This is a genomic window from Citrobacter enshiensis (assembly GCF_029338175.1).
Classification (GTDB): domain Bacteria; phylum Pseudomonadota; class Gammaproteobacteria; order Enterobacterales; family Enterobacteriaceae; genus Citrobacter_D; species Citrobacter_D enshiensis.
In genome coordinates, this window is record NZ_CP119862.1 from 4,216,591 (window position 1) to 4,238,839 (window position 22,249).

Sequence of the window (22,249 nt, forward strand, 5' to 3'; positions counted from 1 at the left end):
ATAGAGCCTTACTCGCATTGTGTCATAACCTCATGTTTTCTTTGTCATATACTGTTCATTTTGAGACGTCAAAAGAGTTATAGTGTCAATCGATATACATTCCGACAGAGAGGAAACATGCAACCCATCCATCCCCTTGTCAAAGCGGCAAGAGATAAGAAATTGCCACATCCCACACAGCTGAATGAATTTAATCAAGAGCACTGGATTAAATTCATGAACCAAGTAGGTCCACTAACTGCAGAGGCTTCAGCATACATTTCAGGGGCTACGTGGCTGAATTATAACTTCCAAAGTGTTGAAAATACTCGAAGACAAATTTGTTTTTTAAAAGGTTGCAGACCCGAATATCACGAAATGATTAGGGCACATATCGCCAGCGCTAATTATGCATTTTGGCAGGTATGCGACGAACAGAAAGAGATTTTTGAAGATATAAGCAATACGACTATAGAGCAGTTTATTACCTCAAAAACGTCGAAGGTAGGGAAAAGCGATCCGGTAAGTGTTAACAGTGTAAATATGCATAGGCTTGACAGTCTCAGAGGTCCATTATTCGAGCTATTTAAATATAAAGACCGCATGCATATACTCTTTCCTGATGATCGCCCGATCAAGTTATCAAAACTTGATTTCTATCTCGCAGAAATGAGGATGTCTCAGCACTTCCATAGTTTTTCTTCACTGTGGCAAGACTTGCTCTATGGTCGCGCAGTATTCGCTTTCCAGCAGAAACGGGTCTTTTTCATGCAATGTCATTCTGACTATCACCGCATGAAAACAATTGCAGAATTTCGTCGCGATCATTTTTTAGCCACTTCGATGACTGAAGCTCACACCGTAATGGACAAATTTCAGGATATCAATCTTTGGTCAAATTATCTACATTATGAGCCTGGTAAAGCGTTGAACCCAGCGCCATGGCAATCATTATCTCAACGGTCGCAAATGATCGCCAGATATCAGCCTTTATCAGCTTTCATTCAGCTTGATGACCATCTCAAATCGTTATTAACGCGAAAATCACTCCCTTGTATTGAACGTAAATTACAAAGTGTTTTAGATGTATGGGTTCATCTATCTGTGCTAGCTGTTCAGATTGATGAACATCTGCATACAAACGAGGAAATAAACGACTGGTCAAAGTTAGTTCATCTAGCACCTCGTTTTGAACGTTCTAATCTTATTGCTGCACTGATCGAGTGTTGTGAATATAGTGAAACTGAGATCATCGATGCCCTAGATTTATTGACATGGAGAGGGAAATCGCCACAGGAAGATTTATGGGTGCAGCCTCTGGTGTCTATTGAAGATAATTATATTTTCCCAATCAGTGCATTTCTGACTGCTAGTTTCACCCGCAATATAGATTGTTGGATGGCCAAAATCGATCCCAAAGATACTCGCCGTGGAAAGCTATTTGAGAAAGATTTGATTAGAGTATTAGAAGAGTGCAGAAATGGAAATCCGGTAATGAAGGAGCATTTGCGCTATACTACCGCAATTGAACCGAACTATCATGGGTATAGGGAAGAAATAGACCTGACCTTCGCTTTCGGAAATTTACTAATTGTAGTAGAAGCTCGTAGCCGTAAAACATCCATCACGCCACTCGATTATGACAATGAACTTTTTGACTCTAACGGACTGATGCATAAAACCAAGCAGGCCATTAGAAAAGCAGCCTTTGTTAAGGATCATCTTGAGCGTTTCTGTCGGGACTATTACCCCTATTTATCAGGTACAGAAGAAATAGAGGTAGTCCCACTAGTAATCATCAATGGTCAATTTCATGCTGGTTTTCCACTGAATGATGTGCCCATTATCGATCCGGCGCTTCTGTTGCATTATCTTCGAGATCGTGAGGTACGTTTTATGGCAGCAGCACCTTACGACAAACATCAATACGGTATTCCGCTCTGGCAAAGCCTCGAAGAGGCACAGACACGCTTCAGGGATTATCTTTCATGTCCTACCTTGATAAAGGTTTACGATTCAATGTGCAGAGAGTCAGTAAAACGATCCAACAACCTCGGGCAGGAGTTTGATGAGGTTGTCTCACTTACATTCGAAATTGATTTCAGGGGATGTCATGAGCAATTGGCTCATGTCGAGCGAACTTTTCCAAATCAATTTGTAAAATATTACTGACATGAATAATATTATCGCAGATCCATATCCTCAGAATATAGTTAATACTGATAATAAAATCAGCTCATCACTGCTGGTAAAATCCTCAACTCTTACATTTATGATTATTGACCGTGAAAAATCAAATACACCCGCCGATATCGGCGGGTATATTATGCAATGAATAAACAAGGAAGAAATACTGGAGATTTAAATCAGGAAGGCTGTTTAACATACAACGTTTTTACGGCTTCGCCGCAACAAACCAGTTGCCTGTCGCGCTCGCAGAATGTCGACAGCCCGAAGGTGAGATGATTGTTTCTGCCAACTAAACTCTTTGCGATCAATGCGAACCAGTTCGTACTTTTCCACCAAAAAGTTAACGGCATCAGCCAGTGTGATCCCGGCATCGATATGTTCCTGAATAACGATTTCATCGCTAAACGGGGTGTCGTTCAGAGTCAGACCATAGTGCTGATCCAGCAGTTGGGCCAGCAACGTCTGCCAGACCACCACAGGCGGAGGGCATGGCTTCGCCGCCCGCTGAGTTATTGCAGGTAAGGTTTTCATTTTTTCTCTCACGTGAATTAAAGGGTTAGTGTTGTGTAGGATAAATGACGATATAGACGTAACCGTGTGAACCAAGGGTATCGGCTTCGCAGGTGAAACCGTTGTGATACAGGGTGACTCAGTGTGTATGGCGAGGATTCAGTTCGCCAGTGGTCAGCATCAATTCCATCTGACGGACAAAGTGCGGGAATGCTTCATCCAGCCTTAGACATTCAACGTCACTGAACTTACCGGTGATACTGGCCCGGTCAGATAGATAGTGCAGTCGGTTGCTCTCCTGCACCAGTCGGGCACCGAAGCGTGGTGTGACGTCACGCTGCAGGCCCCAGGTCATTTCATTCACTAATGTTCTCCTTTAAGGTAAATGCATCTCACAACAGGCCGTGTTCAGCGAACGACAGTATCTGGTTACCACCGACAATAAGGTGGTCCGGAACACGTATGTCCACCAGCGCAAGTGCCTGTACCAGACGCTGCGTAATGGCTTTGTCAGCCTGGCTGGGTGTGGTATCGCCGGAAGGATGGTTGTGGGCAAGTATCACTGCTGCTGCATTGAAATACAGGGCGCGTTTGACCACCTCCCGGGGATGTACCTCGGTGCTGCTAATTGAACCGGTGAACAGAGTTTCGTGGGCAATCAACTGGTTCTGCTGGTTCAGGTACATCACCATGAACTCTTCACGCTCCAGCCCCGCCATTTTCAATTTCAGCCAGTCACGGGCAGCCTGGGCGGACGTGAATGCCACGCCAGTTTCACGCAGGTGGTGATCAAGCAGCGTTAAAGCGCGTTTTATCGTGCGTTGTGCAGTCAGCGGAAATGTCGGAGTCTGTGTGGAAAGTAGTTTTTCCATAATGAGTTTCCTTAATCAATAATGCGCAGAATGGCAATGGATTCAGTGTGCTGCAGGGCGTAGTAGCGCAGACGGTAATAGTGTTCTGTCATGGCATCGCATTCGGTGCGACAGGCGTGATGGCTGTACCCAATCAGGCAGACCGCAATGCCTGCAGCTTCTGCACTCATTTCCGCGCTATTACCATTCATATTGTTGAACAGACTCCATGTCTCATTGCTGTCACTATCAGGTGCCATAAAGGCCCCGCCGTTGCTCAGCGTGTAAAACTGCCAGATGCCACCGCGGTACTCGTCACAGAAGCGGTTCATCCAGGCGAAAATACGCGGCTCCAGCGCTATCCACTGCGGAATGGTGCCGAAGTGCTGCGGCCAGAAGCCGATGCGCTGTTCATAGGTAACCGCCGTGGCGGCAATAATTAACTGCGGCTCGTTAGCCGGTGTAAGGATGTGCTGTGTCATGGTGTTCTCCGGGAATGAAAACGCCAGCAACTCAGGCTGGCGTAACAGGAAATAAATGAGGTGGTGTGAAGCGTGCTGCCGGGTTAAGTGCGTTTGAAATTAGTGTGCTGATGGCTCCGTCAGAATGCCGTATTGCCGGATATACGGGGTAAGCCCGGCGCCGGCATCAGGTTCAAAATTCCATGCCCGCCAGACCATCCGGCCTTCGGGGTCACGAACAACCAGGCAAAAATGGCTTCTCTGGTCATCTTCAATAGTGATATTCCGGTACGCTGCCGTGACGACTTCCGCTTGCGTCCGGGTGAAAGTCCCCGGAGGCAGTAATACTGGCAGAGACATTTCAGACTCCTGATAAAAGAAAACCCCGGCAGCCTGGAGGTTGTCGGGGTTAGTTTGCGGAAGAAAATACAGCTATCAGTCGTTACCACACTCTCCGGGAGCGGGCAGGACCTTCGCGGCGTTCGTCGGGTCAGCACTGAAGGTACCCGCTTTGCGGTCATTGACGTAGACTTCGAACTGCCGGGCCTTACGGATATCGCTGATGAAGTCATACCAGGCGTTATCCCCGTTACGCCAGCCCAGGCTGGACGGAATAACGTACTGCTGATGATTCATCACCACGGTGACGGTGGTGCCGTCATCGTGCGAACTGGCCATTCTGTTATCCGCCAGGGTAAGAAAAGCAGAATGCTGGTAGAAACCATTCTGGTCCGGATTTCCTGTACAGTTGATAGTGAATCTCTTCCCGCTGGCATCGGTTACGCTGTATTCCGTATTGCCCTGGCCGTAACCCTGCTGCCATAGCCCGGGAACCGCAGAGACATTAAAGCTCGCGAGCAGTACGCCTGCCAACCCAAACCGGGTAAGTGAACGTGTTTTCATTTCTGTCTCCTTTAACATTTTCTTTATTCCCGATTATCAGGGTTTGATGGTATTAGCAGCCGTCCCATCAGCTTTCCGTCATGGGAATACTCAAGGAATCGCTCCTGGGTGTGTGGATCGGTCTCTTCGTGATATTGCAGCGTGATGTTGTCGGCTATGCACAACGCATTCATCAGTGGCTGAACGGTTTTTTCCTCCATATCCACCAGATAGTAGTAATTACCACCCTCGCAACCATCGGGTGACTGGCGGGTACGTAAGACCTGCAGAGCGGGGCCTGATAGAGCAATCTGCGACCACTCCTCCCTGACATCATCCTTGCGATTAACCACATCGCTGAAGCGCGGCGGGGTGAGGTCCTTAAATTTACTGATAGCCTTCAGGTCATCACTCCTGTCATCGCAGGCGGCCAGAAACAGGCTGGCGGTAAGCACCGTCAGCAAAGCCAGTGTTTTACGTTTCATTTTTTCTTTCCTGAAATCAGACGAACCACTTTGGCGAAAACATAAATCCCCACAAAAATACCCATCGGCACACCGACGAACGGAGTCAGTGCAACACTGGCAGCACCGGCTGCACCGCCGCCCGTCAGCAGGGCGGCAACGGTGGCAAGCGTCAGGGCGATGAGACTGTCGGACACCCCGGTTTTGTTCAGAATGATGACGATGACAACAATGGCGATAATGGCAATAACGGGCATCGGGTTCCTCCCTGCTGCCGGGTTGATAACAACGCCTGTGCTATTCCGGTGGGCTGTCAGCCGGAACAAACGCAAGCAGTGACTGCTGGATAAAACGAAAATGGGGTAAGGCATGAATGAAGACCGGGTCCTCGACCAGGCGGCACAGACTGTCATTGCGCCGGAAACTCTCCTGCAGGGGCTGAACCAGATGGATTTCATCCAGCGTGAATACGACGATATGTCCGTCGTGTTCAGCAACCAGATACCAGGCCTGCAGGTGGATGAGCAGGCGGCAGGGTGCCAGTCGCTCACAGCGCCGACCTTCTGCAATCAGCGTCACCCGCCTGCGCCCGGTAATAGCCTGAATCAGCCGCCAGAAAGATAATGCCCCTGACGGTGAAGGGACCGGATTTGCTGGTGCTATCACGCAGGGAGACTCGTCACACATCAGCAATGCGTTCACTAGGCGTCGGTCAAGGTCAGGAAAAAGACCTGCCAGCCCGCTCCTGTGGGCAAAGATAAGCACGTCGGGCACCATCTGTGTCTCACTGCCAGCAGTGCGTAAGCGGCAGTAACCGGACTGATATTCCAGGTCCAGATACATCAGCCGCTCACGAAAATCCCGCCGCAGTGTGCGCACCGACACGCCAAACTCAATGGCCAGTTTGCGCACGCTCAGTGTTTCCCCCGCCACCAGGCGACTGATGATCAGTGACAGCCTGACAGCCAGCCGGTCATGCCGGCGTTCTGCCTGGGTCATGAGTGGTTCTCCGTCTAAGTTAACTGACTGAAAATAATGTGATTACTTTAAAGAGGTGGGCGGACAGGGTATGGACACTGCAGAAACTATTTTTCATTTCTGCGAAAGTCAGATATAGCAGGGGTTGCAGGCCATACCAGGGAGAGTGAGGCCTACTGGCATGTCGTAACGCGGACAGGTGGTGTCCGATATTAACAACATGGCAACAAAGGTAATGACTACTGCAGTTGTGTAAGCAGTGTTTCCGCCATCACCCACAGCGCCCGGTTGAGCTTCACATCCCCGTCAATGCCGCGCACGGCACGGGTATGCGTCCGTCCGCCTTTAGCATTACGCCCACTGAGTCCACCCTTAATCAGGTTTTCCTGCACACGCTGGTAAGTGGTCCACAGGTCGTTACTCTCATCCTGCCAGCGGCGCGGGGAGAGTATCTGCGATTCACTGACAGGCTGGTGGTCCTCACCAAAGCGATACGTGAGCGCGGCTTTTGCCAGTGCCTGCTGTGCGGGAGGTGGTAATAGCAGCGATTGCATGGCATCCCGCTTCTCCTCCACCCGGCCAAAAATCCCCAGTACCTCATACGCCCCTTCTATTACCTGACTCACCACATCCCCTTTGTGCGGCACCCGCACCTCGCCAAACGATTCACCGCAGACAAGGCCGTTCTGACAAACCGCACGAAATAATCCCGGAAGCATCTGATACGAACTTGTGCCGTCATGTGAGTTGAGCAGAATGATTTCCGGGACCTGTTTACCGGTGATCTGCCCCTCACGCCGCAGACGCAACATGTGCTTTGTGTGTTCCCGACGACCCGGGTCACGGACACGGGTCTGACAGGCAAAGAACGGCTGGAAGCCCTCCCGCTGCAGACTGTCGAGCAGGGAAATGGTCGGAATATAGGTATAACGTTCACTGCGGGATTCGTGTTTTTCCTCGCTGAATACGCTGGGTACCACACGAAACAGCTCTTCACGGGTTAACGGACGATCACGACGAATAAGGTTTGCTGCGCCAAAGCGCGAAGCCAGACGGGTCATAAGCAGACTCCTCATAACGGGAAAAATAATAAATGAAAGCCTCGTCGCACAGGCGACAGGGCTCAGGGAGTAACAGGTAAGAATTAAACGCTCAGAAGAAGAAATCCCAGACGGCGCGGGCCACTGAGACTACTGTACTGCGCACGGCCTGAATGACGGCCCGCACCGGGCCGGGTATCAGGGGAAAAGCACTGACTGTATCAAGTACGGCACCTACGGTTTCACCGAAATCGTCACGGGCCTGCTCCCGGACTACCGTTGTGCGAAAGGGATGCTGCAGTTGCGACACCACCGGACTGCTGGCCTCACGCGGCAGACACTTAATCATCCGCTCTGCCATCACCCGTAATCCCCATTGAAGCCGGACCGACACGGCACACACCGGATGTACGGGCTGGAACAGCTCATGCAGCAGGCAGATTTTGCGGCTGATGTTTTGCTTCTGCTCTGTGGATAATCGCTCTCCACCGCTGGTGGGTTCAGCTTTGTCTGACTGGCTGATAACAAACAGCACCTTATGCCGGTATGCTTCACCAATCACCTGGCGGTAAAAATGCTCATCAGTCGCCAGTGCCCGGTCATCAGCTTTAATCAGCCACAGCACCAGGTCGAGCCGGGGAAGTTGTTTGCGGTACAGCGCAGCATACTCGGTATCACGAACGCCACTTTCGCCCACGCCGGGCAGGTCCACCAGCGTCATATAACGCTCTCCAATCTGCAGACGAAATCGTAAAGGTTCACGGGTGCAGGCCGCGACATCGCTGACCGGCGATACTTCGCCAACAAACAGAGCATTGCAAAGGCTACTCTTTCCCGTCCCGGTTTTACCCATAATGCCGATCACCGGCTCGTAGTGGGTTAACTGATTTATCTGCTGCAATATACGTTCAGACACCCACTGCGGCAGGCCGGAAAGCGAATGGTTTAATGGCTGCAAACCTTGCTGATTATTCATGACAACTCCTGCAATAAATAAAACTAAAAACGGCAGGACCGTGAAGTTCTGCCGTTATGCTGGTATGTTCATGAAAATGATATATATCTGAATATAGTTTGAACGATGATTTTCTATTGAATCACCCTAAATACTTCCAGTACTCGTAAGGGTAGTTTATGGTGACCTTAGGAGGGTATAGCTGATTAGGTAAGGCTTTATCGATGTGCAAAGCTGCAACAAAAATAAACCCATTCCGAAAGGCCGCAACAGGAACCCATGAAAGATACGCTGTATGCAGATACTTCTTATTTCTCTGCATGTATTCACTAATTCCAATATTGCAAAAATCGATAGCGCGAACATAGCAGATTGATTGGATATCAAACAAATACTTGTCAACAATGAAAAATGGAATTGTTATCTGGATTAAGTCGAACTCGAACTTTTCAACAGGATGCTTTTTTATACATAAGTAAACATATTTAGATATACCGTCATCTTCTGGCATATGAACTTCAATATTTTCTTCTATCTTTGCCTTAAATTCTTTTTTGTAAGAATCCCATTCATCAAACATTGGAAGAGAAAAGGACATTATTGGTTCAGAACGAATACGAAAAACAAGTTTCTCAGACAGCAAATGAAGATACTTCAGCGTGGAATCATCTTTATGCTGCTGCGTTTCGAAGTGACGGACCTCATGATAAAACATGCTAAAAAGCCTGCTTTCAACCTCCTGAGTAATTCTATTTTGATATGTCACAAAATCAAGAATAGGTGCAGTGGATCGTAATAACTCACATATTACTTTCGAACGTGACGTGCCATTGGATTCGGCATACCTGTCGATTGAATCAATCGTTAAATTATCATCGGTGTTAAATGTTATTCTCTTTATCATGACTGTTATGCATTTTGTTGATTATGCATAACAACCTATCACGGAGGCCAGTAAAGCTCCAGATTGCACTGCAATACTTCAGATTTCGCGCACACATTTCTTCCTGTGTAAGGCCACCATGTGAACCTACGATAGAATCCTTGAAACCATCAGTTCTTACTGAATTAAGGTTAATTAGTATTATCACCCGGAGTTAACTATCCCCCTCCTGTAATCAATACTCATCCCTGTATTAAAAAATACATCAACCATCTATCTATTGAACCCATTTAGTTTGAGGATAGATCATGAAAGAACCCTACAATGCCAACCCTAATTACCCTATGCATCGTTTTCTTCTTGAAGATATAAACCACCACCTGGATGAAATGTTTGAGCGTTATTCCCGCTTACTGGCTTTTCGTATGGATTTTGGCTGGAAGCAAGGAAGTGAACGCTCGCAGCGTAATCTCATGGATGAGATGGATGGCGAGATACAGCATCTGATGGATGTGGTATTTGGCCGAAAAATGGTTATTGGGTACTGCTGGGTAATTGAATACAGACAACGTAAGGGGTTGCATGCGCATGCCATGCTTTATCTTGATGGACAGAAGCATCGGAAATTTTATCCGACCTCGCGGGCGATAGGTGAAGAATGGCGCAGATTGACTGACGATGAAGGTCTCTTTCATCTGTGTTCCAAGAAAAAGCATTTCGTTGCGAGTTCCGGAACGATAGTGGATCACCGCAATAAGCAGGCAGTTGATGAACTACGTTACGTAATTAGTTACTTAGCCAAATCTGAGCAGAAATCGCGGGGTGTTATTGCAGGTATGAATGCTATACCACCACGAAACCGTAGAGGCAGGCCCAGGAAGGAGTAGCGACAGGTAAACATTGAGCCGAAGTTTTTTTACAACAGAAGCCATTGATGTGGAGGAGCTGGCAGTAACCATCAGTTTACTAACGGCTCCGGTTATTCATCCTTAACCGGAACACATCATCATGTATACAAAACCTGCACTACTTGAAGATCAATTCATTGATATGAAATTCATTACCCAGCTTACTGGCCTGAGCGATAAATGGTTCTATAAGCTGATACAGGATGGGGCATTCCCTAAACCGATTAAATTGGGCAGAGCTTCCCGTTGGTTAAAAAGCGATCTGGAAGAATGGTTATATTACCGTATTTACGAATCCAGAAATTAATCTGTTCTTATTCCAGTCTGCTTTAAAATCGCAATATTAAATGTCAACGCATCAGGTACCGACCCTTCAGATACGGGTTACGCCTGTCTGCAGGAGTCTGATTATGTTTCCCAAATCCTTTATCGCTCTCAATGGTAATGGTCATCTGATCGGTGCTAAAATGGTGCAGACAACCCACTACGACGACCGCCATACCTACCATCTCTACAACAGCGCACTGCAATACCATCCTGAATACGACACTAAACGCCCATGGTTTGGACATACCGAACTGTAGCTACAAGCAGCAACCCCTATGTGAAACCAGACGCCTGCGGCGTTTCCTCTCCAATACCACTCCCAAAGTCAGTAAAGTCGACTGGCACTGTAGACAATGTGCCACTGACTCCTTTGGTGAACGTTATTGCCTCGCAATGATAAACCGGAGACTTAAATCAGCCAACAGGAGGAGTATCATGGGGCCAATGCCAAAAACAACCTGATTTGGATACGACCGAAATAATTTTGCCAATCCAATAGAGTGTTAATAGCTAACTCAGAAAAGCTAGGAAATCGTGCTTCTTATTGTTACTGTATAACAAAAAAATGAGGTCACCATGAAAACTACGCTATACAAAGATTTCACCTTTGAAGCCGCACATCGACTGCCCAACGTGCCTGATGGCCATAAGTGCGGACGCTTACACGGACACTCTTTTGTGGTTCGCCTTGAAATCACAGGCGAAGTAGATAATCACACCGGGTGGATTATCGATTTCGCCGAACTGAAAGCAATTTTTAAACCCACGCTAGATAAGTTGGACCACTATTATCTCAACGACATCTCCGGCTTAGAAAACCCAACCAGTGAAGTACTAGCAGAATGGATTTGGAATCAGGTTAAGCCGCAACTGCCTATCCTTAGCGCAGTGGTAGTGAAAGAAACTTGTACGGCTGGTTGTATTTATCGCGGCGAATAAGCACACGTTTAGATGGCTGGTTGCAACTCCGCCAGCCCTGCTATCTCGTATTGATGTATAAAAGCTGAAAATGAAAAAAGTTTAATTTTTAACAAAATCAACAATATATTCACACCAACTTTGGTAGTTGAAAATACGAATTTAATCCCCCCTGAAGATCCATAATCATTTGACTCACATACATTTTTCACTTGAATGTGGTGCTATCTCATTTTTACCTTTTTTCACTTGAGTATGAATTTTATCTTAGTATCCTATTCATATTCATGTATTTATAGCAACCGCACATAACATCATTCAGATTTGGGTGAATTTCAACCAAAAAAATTAACATACTGTTTTTTTTAGATAAAGAATGCAATCTTCTATTAAGGACTAAGAGGATGAACATACTACCAATCGGGTCACTGGTGGTCTCTGAGCATTTTGAGGGTACTGGCAAAATCGTCAGCGTCAATATCGATTCAAATTTCGCAACAGTTGCTTTTTTTGAGTCTCCTGCGCAACCTTATGCACGTCAAATTGAAGTAAACCGGGATAAATTATCACTAACAATACCGCCCGAAGAGGCTGTAATTTATTGCCTTGAACCTCAAAGTCAGCGCTGGGCACGCGCACGCTTTGGAGGATCTAGACCTAATGGTGATTTCCTGGTCATTTTTCGTGAAGAAGAATATGCAACGCTCCCGATTGATAAAATCTTTGTTCTCAACAAAGCCTATGATACTCCAGTAAACCCTGCTGACTTTCTTGCCTTACAAGCAAATGACGCGCCGTTTTTTTTTCCTCTTCGACAGTCCTTTATTGAAACCTACATCCAGCAACGCGCTGCATGCCGCGCGATGGCGTCCATTTCCAGTAGTGCCGTTGAACTCGAACCCCACCAATTGGCTGTGGTACGCCGTGTGCTTCAGGATAAAAACCCCAAGTATATTCTGGCCGATGAGGTTGGTCTGGGGAAAACCATCGAAGCCGGAATGGTCGTCCGTGAACACGCGTTAGAAGCAACTGGCCACGTCAGCATGCTTATTGCGGTTCCGGCACCGCTCGTTAACCAGTGGCGGGAAGAACTGGGTGAACGCTTTCAACTGAAACAACTTATTATTGATGCCTCGACGGCCCTCGCAGGTTTGCGACAAAATGAGGTCACAGAAGGCATCGTGATTTGCACCCATTGCGATGCCTGTACCCTGATTGAACGGGGATTCACCCCTTCGCTTATCGCGGTCGATGAGGTCCACCAGATTGCATCCTGGCCGTGGTCAGGAGATAAAGATGAACGTTATGACTTCAACCTGATCGCTGAGGGTTGCCGGAAAGCCCACTACGTTCTGTTACTCACGGGGACCCCTCTGCATGGGCATGAAAGGAACTTCTTGTCGATGCTGCACTGTATTAATCCCGAAGCCTACCAAGTGGATGAGACCCATCTGCAAGACTTTACCGAACTGGTCAAAAATCGTGAAAACCTCGGCGGGATCTTCTCGGGGTTAGTACCTTCCGTCTCAAACGTCAGCTTACGCCGTAATCTGGAAACACTGCAGCAGCAGTTCCCAGAAGATACTGTTCTGATGACACTCTGCCAGCAACTCATCCCGCTTATTGGGACGTTCTCCCCCAATACCCCGGAGCGTGAAGAAAGGATCCGGGATATTCGCCGGCACCTAGGGGAAAACTATCGCATTCATCATCGACTGTTGCGTAACCGCCGTCAGGTTTCACTCAGCTTCGATGAAACGAAAAACCTCAACCTAAACCTTCTGTTTCCAGGGCTAAATGGAGCAGCGGAGTGCCGCTGGTATTGCGATGGGTTAGCGTTAGACGAACTGATTGATGAGTATCGTTCATTATCTTTACTGCCGCAGAATACGCAGTGGGCAATGAGTGAAGACACGTACCTCTTCTGGATTGACGATCTCCTATCCAGCCCACTCTGTGTCATGCAACGCGCTAAAGTACATTTGGGTGAAGCGGAACGCACTCAGGAAGAACGAGATCTGTTAGAACACATTGTTTCAACTGCAAAAAATGAACTTCAGGCCATTGATAACAAGCTTGCCATCACCCTGAATGAGTGGCTGCAAAAGAATTCAACAGGAAAAGCCATCGTCTTCTGCGATCGTCCGGATCTTGCCCAGCACTTGGCAATAAAGCTCGAACTGCTGCTGGAGTACCCCCTGGAGCGCTATCAGCCGGGTCAACCCCTGATGTACCTGAAACCCGGCAGCCCCATTCGGATCCTGATCTGCGATAAAAGCGGCGAAGATGGTCTGAATCTCCATGGGGGTCTGCGACTGGCCGTTCACTACGGTTTACCGCGCTCTTGTAGCCGTATTGAACAGCGCCTTGGTCGTCTGAACAGGTACAGTGCAAACCTGAAAGGCGTAAAACCCGTCCAGAGTCTGATCCTGAAAAATCACGCCGACCGCGGATTACGCAACGTGTGGGCCAGCATTCTGAAAGACAGCATTGGCGTATTTAATAACACCATCGCCAGCCTCCAGTTCGTCCTCGACGATTATCTGGAAAATGCGTGGCAAAATGTCTACCAAGAAGGTCCGGTGGCCCTTGAACGTATTGCCAGCGAATTCCCTGGCGAACAGGGCATTCTGGCCAATGAAACGCATAAAATTAACATGCAGGAAAAGCTGCTGGCGATGGATGACGAGATTGCAGAGGCGGCGATTTTTGCGCAACAGATAAGCGCTGACGATCATCTTGCAGTAGCGCAGTGTAATACGCTGACAAGTTGGATCACGCGTGCGCTGCGTTTTCGCGCCACCGGCACCGCAGAAAAAGGTATCAAGTTTCAGTTCGAACTCTCTGACCGCAGCACAGGGACGCTGGTCGATTTTAAAACCTTTCTCACCACCTGCATGCTCAGCTTCGATAAAGAAGGGGGTAACCCACCGTCAACGCATCTGATGAGCGCTGAACGCATTCCGGCGATCGACGGAACAACCGTTTATCCGCTGCGTTATGGGCAGCCATTTGTCGATACGATCTGGCAACTGTTAAACCAGGATGCCCGGGGCAGTTCCATGGCGGTACTGCGGGTGCTCCCAAAGCCATTGAATGAGCCCAATTACTTCTTCCAGTCTACCTGGCTTGTCACCCATCGCCAGACGCAGGACACCTACGCCCAACGCCGTATCGCAGACGAGTTGTACCCGCCGCGTATTGTGCAACACTGGCTGTCCTCTAAGGGTACACCGGTGACGAATCCGCAGTTGCTGGAACTGCTCAATAGCGAGTACGCCAAACATGAAACATCGCAGAAATTCTATGCAGATATGAATCTGCGCCCTAATCTCTGGCAAGAAATTGAAGAGCTTGTCTCACCGGACACCTGGAAAGAGATGGTGGAACGAGTCTATGCCAGTGACCGGGAACAACAACAGGCAACCTTCGGCGAACAAGCCAGACTCCAGTTAATGGCCGTCAAAGCCGTGGTGGTGTGCAGCAGAAATCTACTGGAGGAAATCGTCTGATGGAAGAGGAATGGTCACGCCTGCAGCAGGCGCTAACCACCTGTTTTAGTCAAGGGGTCACCTTTAAGGACGGCATCGAAAATCAGTTTCTGAACAGACTGATTCAGATCATCACCGATGCCTCGGCAGGTCATGGTGACATTTTTGCCGGCTACGCCGATGCGTTACGTGCCGCTCACGCAAGTGGTATTAGCGCGCCGTGGCTACCCCTGCCGCCGGAACTGACCGACGCTCCGGCGCCTGAGTGGGGCATGACAAAGTCGCCTGCCGCGCAACAAATTCAACTGGCTGAAGAGGCGGACCTGGCGCTGACCAGAGCCACCTATCAGCGTAAGATCCGCAGGAACTTGCTGCGCCCCGAGACCGATCCGGCACTGAAGCGCCTGTTACCCGAGGAGCCCTGGCTGACTCACTATCAGGGATTCGGTCAACAGGCCGCCATCCGGACGCTGCTAACGTCTGATAATAACTGTACATTGCTGGTGAATCTGCCCACCAGTTGCGGTAAAAGTCTGCTCACCCAACTCCAGGCGCTCAGCGCACCGACAAACACCCTCACGCTGGTGATCGTCCCCACCGTCGCCCTCGCAATTGAGCAGGCTGACGACATGCAAAAACTGCTTCGCGGCACCGACCAAGATCATGGTGGAAGTTATGCTTGGATCGGAGGACAAGATCAGCCCTCGCGTCAGGCAATTAAGGAAAGAATCAAAGCGGGGACACAGCGTGTGCTCTTCTGTTCCCCGGAATCCGTTCGCTCTTCTTTGGTTCCGGTGCTGTTTGAGCTTTCCAGACTGAATATGATTGGCGCGATCGTCATCGACGAAGCGCATTTGATCGATCAATGGGGCGCAGAGTTCCGCCCTGACTTTCAGCTGATTGCCCCTATGATTCGCTCACTGAAAGCCCTAGGAAAATGCCGTTTTCGTACGCTGCTACTTTCGGCGACTTACAGCAAAAGCACCCGGGACATTCTGGTCGAGCAGTTCCATGATGAAAACAGCGAACTGATTGAAGTGTCAGCTAATTTCCTACGCCCGGAGCCGGAATATTTTGTGCATCATGAGGCAAATGAAAACGCGCATCGTCAGCGGGTCGAACAGCTTCTGATGACCTTACCCCGCCCGCTGATTTTGTATTGCACTACCCGCACAGATGCGGAAATGTGGTCTGCCCGTCTGAACGAACTGGGCTACTGGCGAACCGGCATGTTCCACGGTCAAATTGACACAAACAATCGCAAGAAATTGATTTCAAAATGGAAAAATGACCAGCTCGATATCATGGTCGCTACCTCTGCCTTTGGGGTAGGGATGAATAAAAAGGAAATCCGCAGCATCATTCATGCTGCCATTCCGGAAAATATCGACCGCTATTACCAGGACTGCGGGCGTGCTGGGCGTGACGGCAGATCCTGCCAGGTGCATCTGGTATGGCATAAGGCGCAAATGAAAACGGCAAAATCGCTGGCCGTTGAGACGCTGATTGGCGTAGAAAAAGGTTTTGCCCGCTGGAAAGCAATGTTTGACGATCGTAAGAAAAGCCCGATCGCTGACTACATGATTTCACTGAACACCAAGCCCGTTCATATTGATCACCAAGGCGATAAAAACGAAGCCTGGAACCGTCGGACATTGCTGTTAATGCAAAGAGCCGGACTCATCAAACTGGTCTTTGCTGATCCGAAAATTCCTGACGACCTGCGAGATAATCTGGATGACAACAACACGCAACTGATTGAATGGTTCGAAAGCTACTATAACCACGTTCATATCCGTCACTGTGACGATGCGCATTGTTCAGAAGCGCACTGGAACACCCATGTGGAGAAGATCCGCCAGTCCGAGTTGAATAACCGCCGGGCAGCCTTTACGGTAATGGAAACGTGGTTGGAGGATCCTGGCAAACCACTGTGTAAAATTCTGCAGAAATTCTATGAATATCAGAGCCATCCTCCCGAGTTAACCTGTGGAGGTTGTCCGGGATGTCGCCAGAAAGGGAAAGGAGCGTTTTCGCCCACCGTGGGCACAGATGTACAAATTTTACGTTCCGAGCCGAAGAAAAAAGCACTCTTCGTAGGTGCGGAAAAGAAAGTTTATTACAACGAAAATATGAAGTTACATTCGTTGTTGATGGAACTTCGTGTGACGTTGCGGTCGCTGATCACCTCTGGCGAATACGTGTTTATTCGTGCAGACAGGCCAGTGTTCCTGCAACTAGAGAACAACCTGGATTCGCTTTCGCATTTCTGGAGCGCACAGAAAATGACAGCACCTGCATCGGATGGACCAGAGATCGTGATCATCCCTAACACGGCCAATGCGTTCCCAGACCTACCCATGACGCGCTTTGAGCGAATTATTATTGCACCTGAGCATCTCGCCGATCCTCAGTTCCCACATCGAACATGGTGCGCAAGCGCCGCTAATGCGCTGTCGCTGGACACTTTTATCAGGCAACTACAACATGTCAATAATTAACAACGCAAACCCAGGAAGCGGCCTGATACTGCTTCCTTTGATTGAACGCGTTCTGCAAAGCGCACAGGAACCGTTGTCTCAGGACACGCTGCTCGCCCGCTATCGTCCTGATAACCTGCCCACTAACGATAACGCATGGGGAAAATTAAAAGAGAACCTGAGCTTCTGGTGCAATCTGGGACTCTGGCCGATGCTCGACGGAAAGATGTTACCGCTTGAAGCAGGTGTGCGTCCGTTGGCGCATCGGTTGCTTGCCTGTACGATTGATGCTTGTCGTGAAAACGGCGTTGCCAGTGGGAATGAATGCGAACCGCTGTGGCGGGTACTGAGTTGCCTGTTGAGCCTTCAGCAACACTCGCTCGGGGGCCTGGAACCTCTCTCCCCTACGATCATCACCAACAAAGTGCATAAATGGTTACCCGGCGAAACCATCAATACCAACACCGAAAAACTAGTGAGAGAATTTGGTCGTTTTCTCGGTTTTCTCGAGTTAATGCCGGACGGAAATTATGTCACCGACCCTACCCGGGCCATTCAATATTTTCTCCCGGAGATCTTTGACGATACGCGTACCCTTCCCGCCAAAATCTTTATGGCAAACATGGCGGAGGTCATGCCAATGATGGACGGGGGCCAGTTCAGAAACTCCGTTCATGACGTGATGCAGCAGGAAAAAGACTGGGTCGCGCCGGAAGGTGACAATATCTGCACCAGCACATCCGTTGCGCTGCAACGACTTGAAATCAGTAAGCGCATTATCCTCGCCATCGGCAGTGATGATAAAGACGCCTTATCACTCCACTTACCTGGCGGTAAAATTCGCCGGGTTAGCCAAATCACGCTAAGGGAGGATGCAGAATGAGCATGATGGAGTACTGGCCATCCAGGAAAAATATCGTCCAATGCATTCGCAATGAAGCAGAAGAATTAGAGGATCATGTGCTTCTGGCCGTGCATGAACCGATGCTACTGACCCGACGCGACGTCAATGAAAATCATAAAATATTGCGTGACGAAGACCTGTTCCAGCAGTTACTTCATACGGAGCGCGCCATCCCACTGATTGGCCGCTCGGGGATGGGGAAATCACATCTGGTGCGCTGGTTAGACTGCCGGTTCAACATGTACCTGGCGGAAAACGACCAGAGCGAGCAATGGGAAATTGTCCGGATACCCAAAAACTCCAGTCTACGACAGGTGCTTTTACGCATCCTGAAAAACTTGACGGGGGAATTTTTCGACAACGCACGCATGCGCGTTAATGAAGTAACAGAACAGTATCCGGCGAAAGATCTGGCAGATCTACTGTTGACCATGATGGCCCATCAGTTGCAGGACATGCAAAAAGCGGTCATGGAAGAAGGTCAAACGCTGCTGGCACAAGGTAAAGACATTCCAGCAGACCGACTCGCCTATATGGAAGCCATCATTGAAGAGGTGGAAAACGGTATCTGTGATCTGATCACCGACCCCAACTTCAAACAGAATCTTCTGAAGCCGGGCCACTGTATTTTCAAACTTGCCAGCCGGATGAGTAGTGGTCTGGAAGAAGGAGAAGAAGATCATGATAAATATGAACTTCTTCCGGAAGATCTCTATTTTGTCTTTGAGCCTGACGATCTGTCCGCGCGTGCACGCCGCTATCTTAACCATTCTCAACTGCATGAGTCAGACCAAGTGGAGGCGCGTACCCGTGCAGCGCGCGTGCTCAATGAAGCCATGCATACCTCGCTGAAATCACTCTTCAAGCGCCTGTTCACCTTCAATGGAGGATCTTTTCAGGAGCTTTTTCAGGAAATCCGCAAGGAGTTTCTGCGACTTAATCGCCGTCTGGTGATTCTGGTAGAAGATATGGCGGCGATCTCCGCCATTGAAGATGTCCTGATCGACAGCCTGATCGAAGAAGCGGCACCTGGCGGCGTGCAAATTCTCTGTCCTGTCCACTCAGTGATTGCAGTCACCGACAATTATCCCGGCTATAAACGCCGCCAGGAAACGTTAATCACGCGTGCTGGCTACGAGTGGGTCATCGAGAACGTCGATAAAGACAATAACGAAGATCGTATTGTCTCGCTCTGTGGTCGCTATCTGAACGCCGCACGCTTTGGATCAGAGGAGTTAAAAAACAGTCCTGAGCAAGGTAAGCCCCAGTGGCCACCTGTCTGGCACAGTGATGAGATCCCCAATCCAATAGAAGATTTTGGTTATTCTGCCAATAAGAAATTCCCGCTCTTCCCGTATAACCGCAATGCCATTTTGGCATTGGCGGATAAGCATTGCCGCGACAGCAGCGGCGAGTTGATTTTTAACCCGCGTACAATCATTAACCGCATCCTGTTAGATATTCTGCGCGATTGCAGAATAGAAGCGGAAAAAACACAGTTCCCGCCAGCAAATTTCGCTGGAATTCATGCCGTTCCCGAGATCGAAGACAAGATTTCACAGATAGTTGTCAACCGGGTTGGCAGTTCGGTGACGCTTGCCGCCATCTGGGGATATGGCATTGATTCATTTGATGAACTACGCGAAAAACTGCCGGGCAGCGTTGCGAGTGCCTTTGGCCTCGATGAACTAGCAGCGCAACTGAATGGCAAAGGTCCCACCATGGAGTCGGCGGAACCAGCAACAAAGAACGCACACGAAACGGCGGGCAAAACAGGCAGTACGCCGGCGGGTAAAAAGATTGACAATCCGGAGTTCAAACCGAAAGAAGAGGCAAAATACACTGCCAAATCCGAACTACCCTTTATCAGGGCGGTCCGTGCATGGGTGAATGACAATGTCATTCTGCCGCAGGATGTTGCCCGTGATTTGCGTGCGGCACTGAACGCCTGTTATGAAATTCATGCACAGCCAGAGTTGTTCGGTATGTCTTCTCGGCCACCGCTGAAAGAAGGTCGTTTTACGTTGATTTCACTGCCAAAAGCGGCGTCTGACCCCTCAAGCATTATTACGAACTTTTACTCTGAGCAGGACCTGACCGATCCTTCCCGACGGGTAGATGTGTATAACGCCGCGGTAGCCCTGTTACGTATCCAGTATTACGCCGGTTTAAAGCAAGGCTTTAATTATCCAGAGGCGCAGGAAGACTACACTCGCTATCAAAACTTCATCCAGTGGTGGGTGCCGCAGGCTACGGAAAGCGCCATTAATCACTTCCGGGCGCGTAACCTACAGGATGCGCTTAAAAAGCATCTGCAAAAAGCTCTGCTGCTTGGCCTGGTGACGGGTAAAGAAGAACCGGCGGAGATCGTCAATACCCTATGCCTCACCCAGAAAGGTGTCGGGAGAACCGAAGGGAAAAGTACCGGTCGAACGCTGACGACCTCTCCTTCCGAGATCTGTTTCAGAGGGATTGAGGCGACCCTGCATCCGCACGCCAGCGCCAGAGTCGCCGAAGCCAGGGCGCAGGCGCTCGTCGGATGGGATGATGCCAGAAAAGCGTGGCTTGAACAGGTTGCCATCACTGAGCAAGGCTCAGGCTTGGGCAGCAGTCGTGCGCTGGATGCCGATGTAATATATTCCGCGCTGAAAACAGTGTTAAAACAGCCGCTTGGTGCGGAAATTGAACGTGCGGCGCTCTCCGTCAAACAGGAACTTGCCAGCACGCTAAAAAATGTTCATCTCTTTGCCAACATTAAAGATAGCGACGATTTCCTCAGCCAACTGAACGACTGGCAGACGTTTATTGAGACTGTGCGGACCGAGCACTATCCCACAGGCAGCGCTCAGTACAAACCATCTTCGTGGCTGCTGGGTGAAATTGAAGCCCTCAGAACCGACGCCGAGGAGAGTCTGGCGACTTTAATTGCGTTACTTTCCATTGAAAAACAGAAAGATAGTGCGAAATTGTGGCTGGAGATCTGTCGGCTTGACGGTGACTACGTTTCAAGAATCAGCAGCGTACTTGCGCAATGGCAACTGGTACAACCCAAGATCGCGTTCACACTCCAGCAGATGAACGCCAAAGGGGATATCCAGCAACTGACTCTTGCTCTGAATAAAGTGAATGACCGTCTGAAAACACTTGTGAGCGATATCATCGCCTCTGGAGCCGATCAATGACCACCTTGCGCCAACAACTGGCTGAAATGCAAAAAGAACTCGATCTTAGCGTTCAGGCTGGTAAGGCCTCACAAATCATCGATAAATGTAATCTGGTGTGCAGCAAAACTAACACCATTGCCGATAAGTTTGCATTGCTTAAACAGCAATATCCAGCCCAGCAACAACTCCCGCGGGGCATTGCGGTTACCTGGAATGACGAGCAGCGTAGCGAACTGATCGCTGCCGCGAACAGCGTCAAAAGTCTCAAGTTACAGTGGGGACGCTGGCTGAAAAACCAGTCGGTAAACAATCCCGGCGAGGAAGAAAACCTTGTAGATCAGGAAGAGTCGCCACAGAACTCTCTAGATGAGACGCTGGCCGCTTCAGAGGAACCTACCGCTTACGACATCATCCAGAATGATTCCTTGACCCATTGTGTCAGCCAACTCGGCACCCTACACAAGGACCTGAGCAAAGAACTGAAAGATGCCTGGGATGCATGGTTGGAAGAGTTACATCAGCAGGTTCATGTCGATGACAAGACACTGAATTTCCAAAAAAATGCGAACAAATTTGACGATATCGCCTCCGACTATGAGCGTCGACGTCAGGATTTCGAAAACTTAACGCAGTGCCAACCAGTAAGCGGTGAAAAGATTCACCAAATCAAAGCGCTCGCCGAAAAACTATATTCCCTGCGCGGCATGATGAAAACAGACTGGCCTGACGTGGTGCAAGCATTTTTCAATAGCATTAATGGCCCGCAGAGTCTCCGCCCGACGTTAAGTGCCCTGACGCCCGAGGTGCTTGAGTGGTTAAGGGATGAAGAGATGCTGGATGAGTTCGTGATCACAAGGAAATAGT

General features: G+C 49.1%; 20 protein-coding genes and 2 pseudogenes. 10 read left to right on the forward strand and 12 right to left on the reverse strand.

Annotation, left to right across the window (positions count from 1 at the left end; all coding sequences use genetic code 11):
• Positions 1-117: 117 nt before the first annotated feature.
• Positions 118-2,151 (forward strand): hypothetical protein, encoded by a 2,034-nt coding sequence (locus tag P2W74_RS20070; RefSeq protein WP_276292955.1) that lies wholly within the window; start codon positions 118-120, stop codon positions 2,149-2,151.
• 207 nt (positions 2,152-2,358) lie between these two features.
• On the opposite strand, the gene P2W74_RS20075 is transcribed toward P2W74_RS20070, so the two are convergent.
• From P2W74_RS20075 to P2W74_RS20130, 12 genes and pseudogenes are all read right to left on the reverse strand, one after another.
• A complete protein-coding gene (locus tag P2W74_RS20075) occupies positions 2,359-2,700 on the reverse strand; it encodes a TA system toxin CbtA family protein (protein WP_276292956.1) in 342 nt (113 codons plus the stop codon).
• A gap of 25 nt (positions 2,701-2,725) precedes the next feature.
• Positions 2,726-3,043, reverse strand: a pseudogene (locus P2W74_RS20080) (type IV toxin-antitoxin system YeeU family antitoxin).
• Positions 3,044-3,071: 28 nt separating this feature from the next.
• Positions 3,072-3,554, reverse strand: coding sequence for a RadC family protein (gene radC / locus P2W74_RS20085; protein ID WP_276295237.1), 483 nt, complete (start codon positions 3,552-3,554; stop codon positions 3,072-3,074).
• Between the two features lie 8 nt (positions 3,555-3,562).
• On the reverse strand, positions 3,563-4,012 hold the full coding sequence (locus P2W74_RS20090) for an antirestriction protein (protein ID WP_276292957.1): 450 nt from the start codon (positions 4,010-4,012) through the stop codon (positions 3,563-3,565).
• Positions 4,013-4,111: 99 nt separating this feature from the next.
• Positions 4,112-4,351 (reverse strand): DUF905 domain-containing protein, encoded by a 240-nt coding sequence (locus P2W74_RS20095; RefSeq protein WP_276292958.1) that lies wholly within the window; start codon positions 4,349-4,351, stop codon positions 4,112-4,114.
• A 75-nt stretch (positions 4,352-4,426) separates the two neighbouring features.
• Positions 4,427-4,894, reverse strand: coding sequence for a hypothetical protein (locus tag P2W74_RS20100; protein ID WP_276292959.1), 468 nt, complete (start codon positions 4,892-4,894; stop codon positions 4,427-4,429).
• A 23-nt stretch (positions 4,895-4,917) separates the two neighbouring features.
• Positions 4,918-5,358, reverse strand: coding sequence for a YfjS/YafY family lipoprotein (locus P2W74_RS20105; RefSeq protein WP_276292960.1), 441 nt, complete (start codon positions 5,356-5,358; stop codon positions 4,918-4,920).
• Positions 5,355-5,594, reverse strand: coding sequence for a protein YpjK (ypjK, locus tag P2W74_RS20110; protein ID WP_276292961.1), 240 nt, complete (start codon positions 5,592-5,594; stop codon positions 5,355-5,357). Before ypjK ends, P2W74_RS20105 begins: the two co-directional genes overlap by 4 nt.
• A gap of 40 nt (positions 5,595-5,634) precedes the next feature.
• Entirely contained in the window at positions 5,635-6,336 is a 702-nt protein-coding gene (locus P2W74_RS20115; protein WP_276292962.1) for a DeoR family transcriptional regulator, read from the reverse strand.
• Positions 6,337-6,554: 218 nt separating this feature from the next.
• Complete coding sequence (locus P2W74_RS20120) at positions 6,555-7,376, reverse strand: DUF932 domain-containing protein (RefSeq protein WP_276292963.1); 822 nt, start codon at positions 7,374-7,376, stop codon at positions 6,555-6,557.
• A 91-nt stretch (positions 7,377-7,467) separates the two neighbouring features.
• Positions 7,468-8,331 carry a GTPase family protein gene (locus P2W74_RS20125; RefSeq protein ID WP_276292964.1) on the reverse strand — a complete coding sequence of 288 codons (864 nt, stop codon included), beginning with the start codon at positions 8,329-8,331 and terminating at the stop codon, positions 7,468-7,470.
• A 121-nt stretch (positions 8,332-8,452) separates the two neighbouring features.
• A complete protein-coding gene (locus P2W74_RS20130; protein WP_276292965.1) occupies positions 8,453-9,214 on the reverse strand; it encodes a hypothetical protein in 762 nt (253 codons plus the stop codon).
• Between the two features lie 287 nt (positions 9,215-9,501).
• Between P2W74_RS20130 and P2W74_RS20135 the strand changes: the two genes are divergently transcribed.
• The 9 genes and pseudogenes from P2W74_RS20135 (at position 9,502) to P2W74_RS20175 (ending at position 22,248) form a co-directional block, all read left to right on the forward strand.
• Complete coding sequence (locus P2W74_RS20135) at positions 9,502-10,080, forward strand: YagK/YfjJ domain-containing protein (RefSeq protein ID WP_276292966.1); 579 nt, start codon at positions 9,502-9,504, stop codon at positions 10,078-10,080.
• 121 nt (positions 10,081-10,201) lie between these two features.
• The gene (locus tag P2W74_RS20140) at positions 10,202-10,408 is read left to right on the forward strand and encodes a helix-turn-helix transcriptional regulator (protein WP_053266270.1); all 207 of its coding nucleotides are present in this window, start codon (positions 10,202-10,204) and stop codon (positions 10,406-10,408) included.
• Between the two features lie 103 nt (positions 10,409-10,511).
• Positions 10,512-10,890 (forward strand): annotated as a pseudogene (locus tag P2W74_RS20145) (DUF7828 domain-containing protein).
• 114 nt (positions 10,891-11,004) lie between these two features.
• The gene (queD, locus tag P2W74_RS20150; RefSeq protein WP_047053975.1) at positions 11,005-11,367 is read left to right on the forward strand and encodes a 6-carboxytetrahydropterin synthase QueD; all 363 of its coding nucleotides are present in this window, start codon (positions 11,005-11,007) and stop codon (positions 11,365-11,367) included.
• Positions 11,368-11,750: 383 nt separating this feature from the next.
• Positions 11,751-14,858, forward strand: coding sequence for a protein DpdE (gene dpdE / locus P2W74_RS20155; protein WP_276292967.1), 3,108 nt, complete (start codon positions 11,751-11,753; stop codon positions 14,856-14,858).
• The gene (gene dpdF, locus P2W74_RS20160; RefSeq protein ID WP_276292968.1) at positions 14,858-17,338 is read left to right on the forward strand and encodes a protein DpdF; all 2,481 of its coding nucleotides are present in this window, start codon (positions 14,858-14,860) and stop codon (positions 17,336-17,338) included. Before dpdE ends, dpdF begins: the two co-directional genes overlap by 1 nt.
• Positions 17,325-18,200 carry a protein DpdG gene (gene dpdG, locus P2W74_RS20165; RefSeq protein WP_047053969.1) on the forward strand — a complete coding sequence of 292 codons (876 nt, stop codon included), beginning with the start codon at positions 17,325-17,327 and terminating at the stop codon, positions 18,198-18,200. Before dpdF ends, dpdG begins: the two co-directional genes overlap by 14 nt.
• On the forward strand, positions 18,197-21,403 hold the full coding sequence (dpdH, locus tag P2W74_RS20170) for a protein DpdH (protein WP_276292969.1): 3,207 nt from the start codon (positions 18,197-18,199) through the stop codon (positions 21,401-21,403). The genes dpdG and dpdH overlap by 4 nt, the downstream gene beginning before the upstream one ends.
• The gene (locus P2W74_RS20175) at positions 21,400-22,248 is read left to right on the forward strand and encodes a hypothetical protein (protein ID WP_047053965.1); all 849 of its coding nucleotides are present in this window, start codon (positions 21,400-21,402) and stop codon (positions 22,246-22,248) included. Before dpdH ends, P2W74_RS20175 begins: the two co-directional genes overlap by 4 nt.
• The last annotated feature ends 1 nt before the right edge of the window (position 22,249 follow it).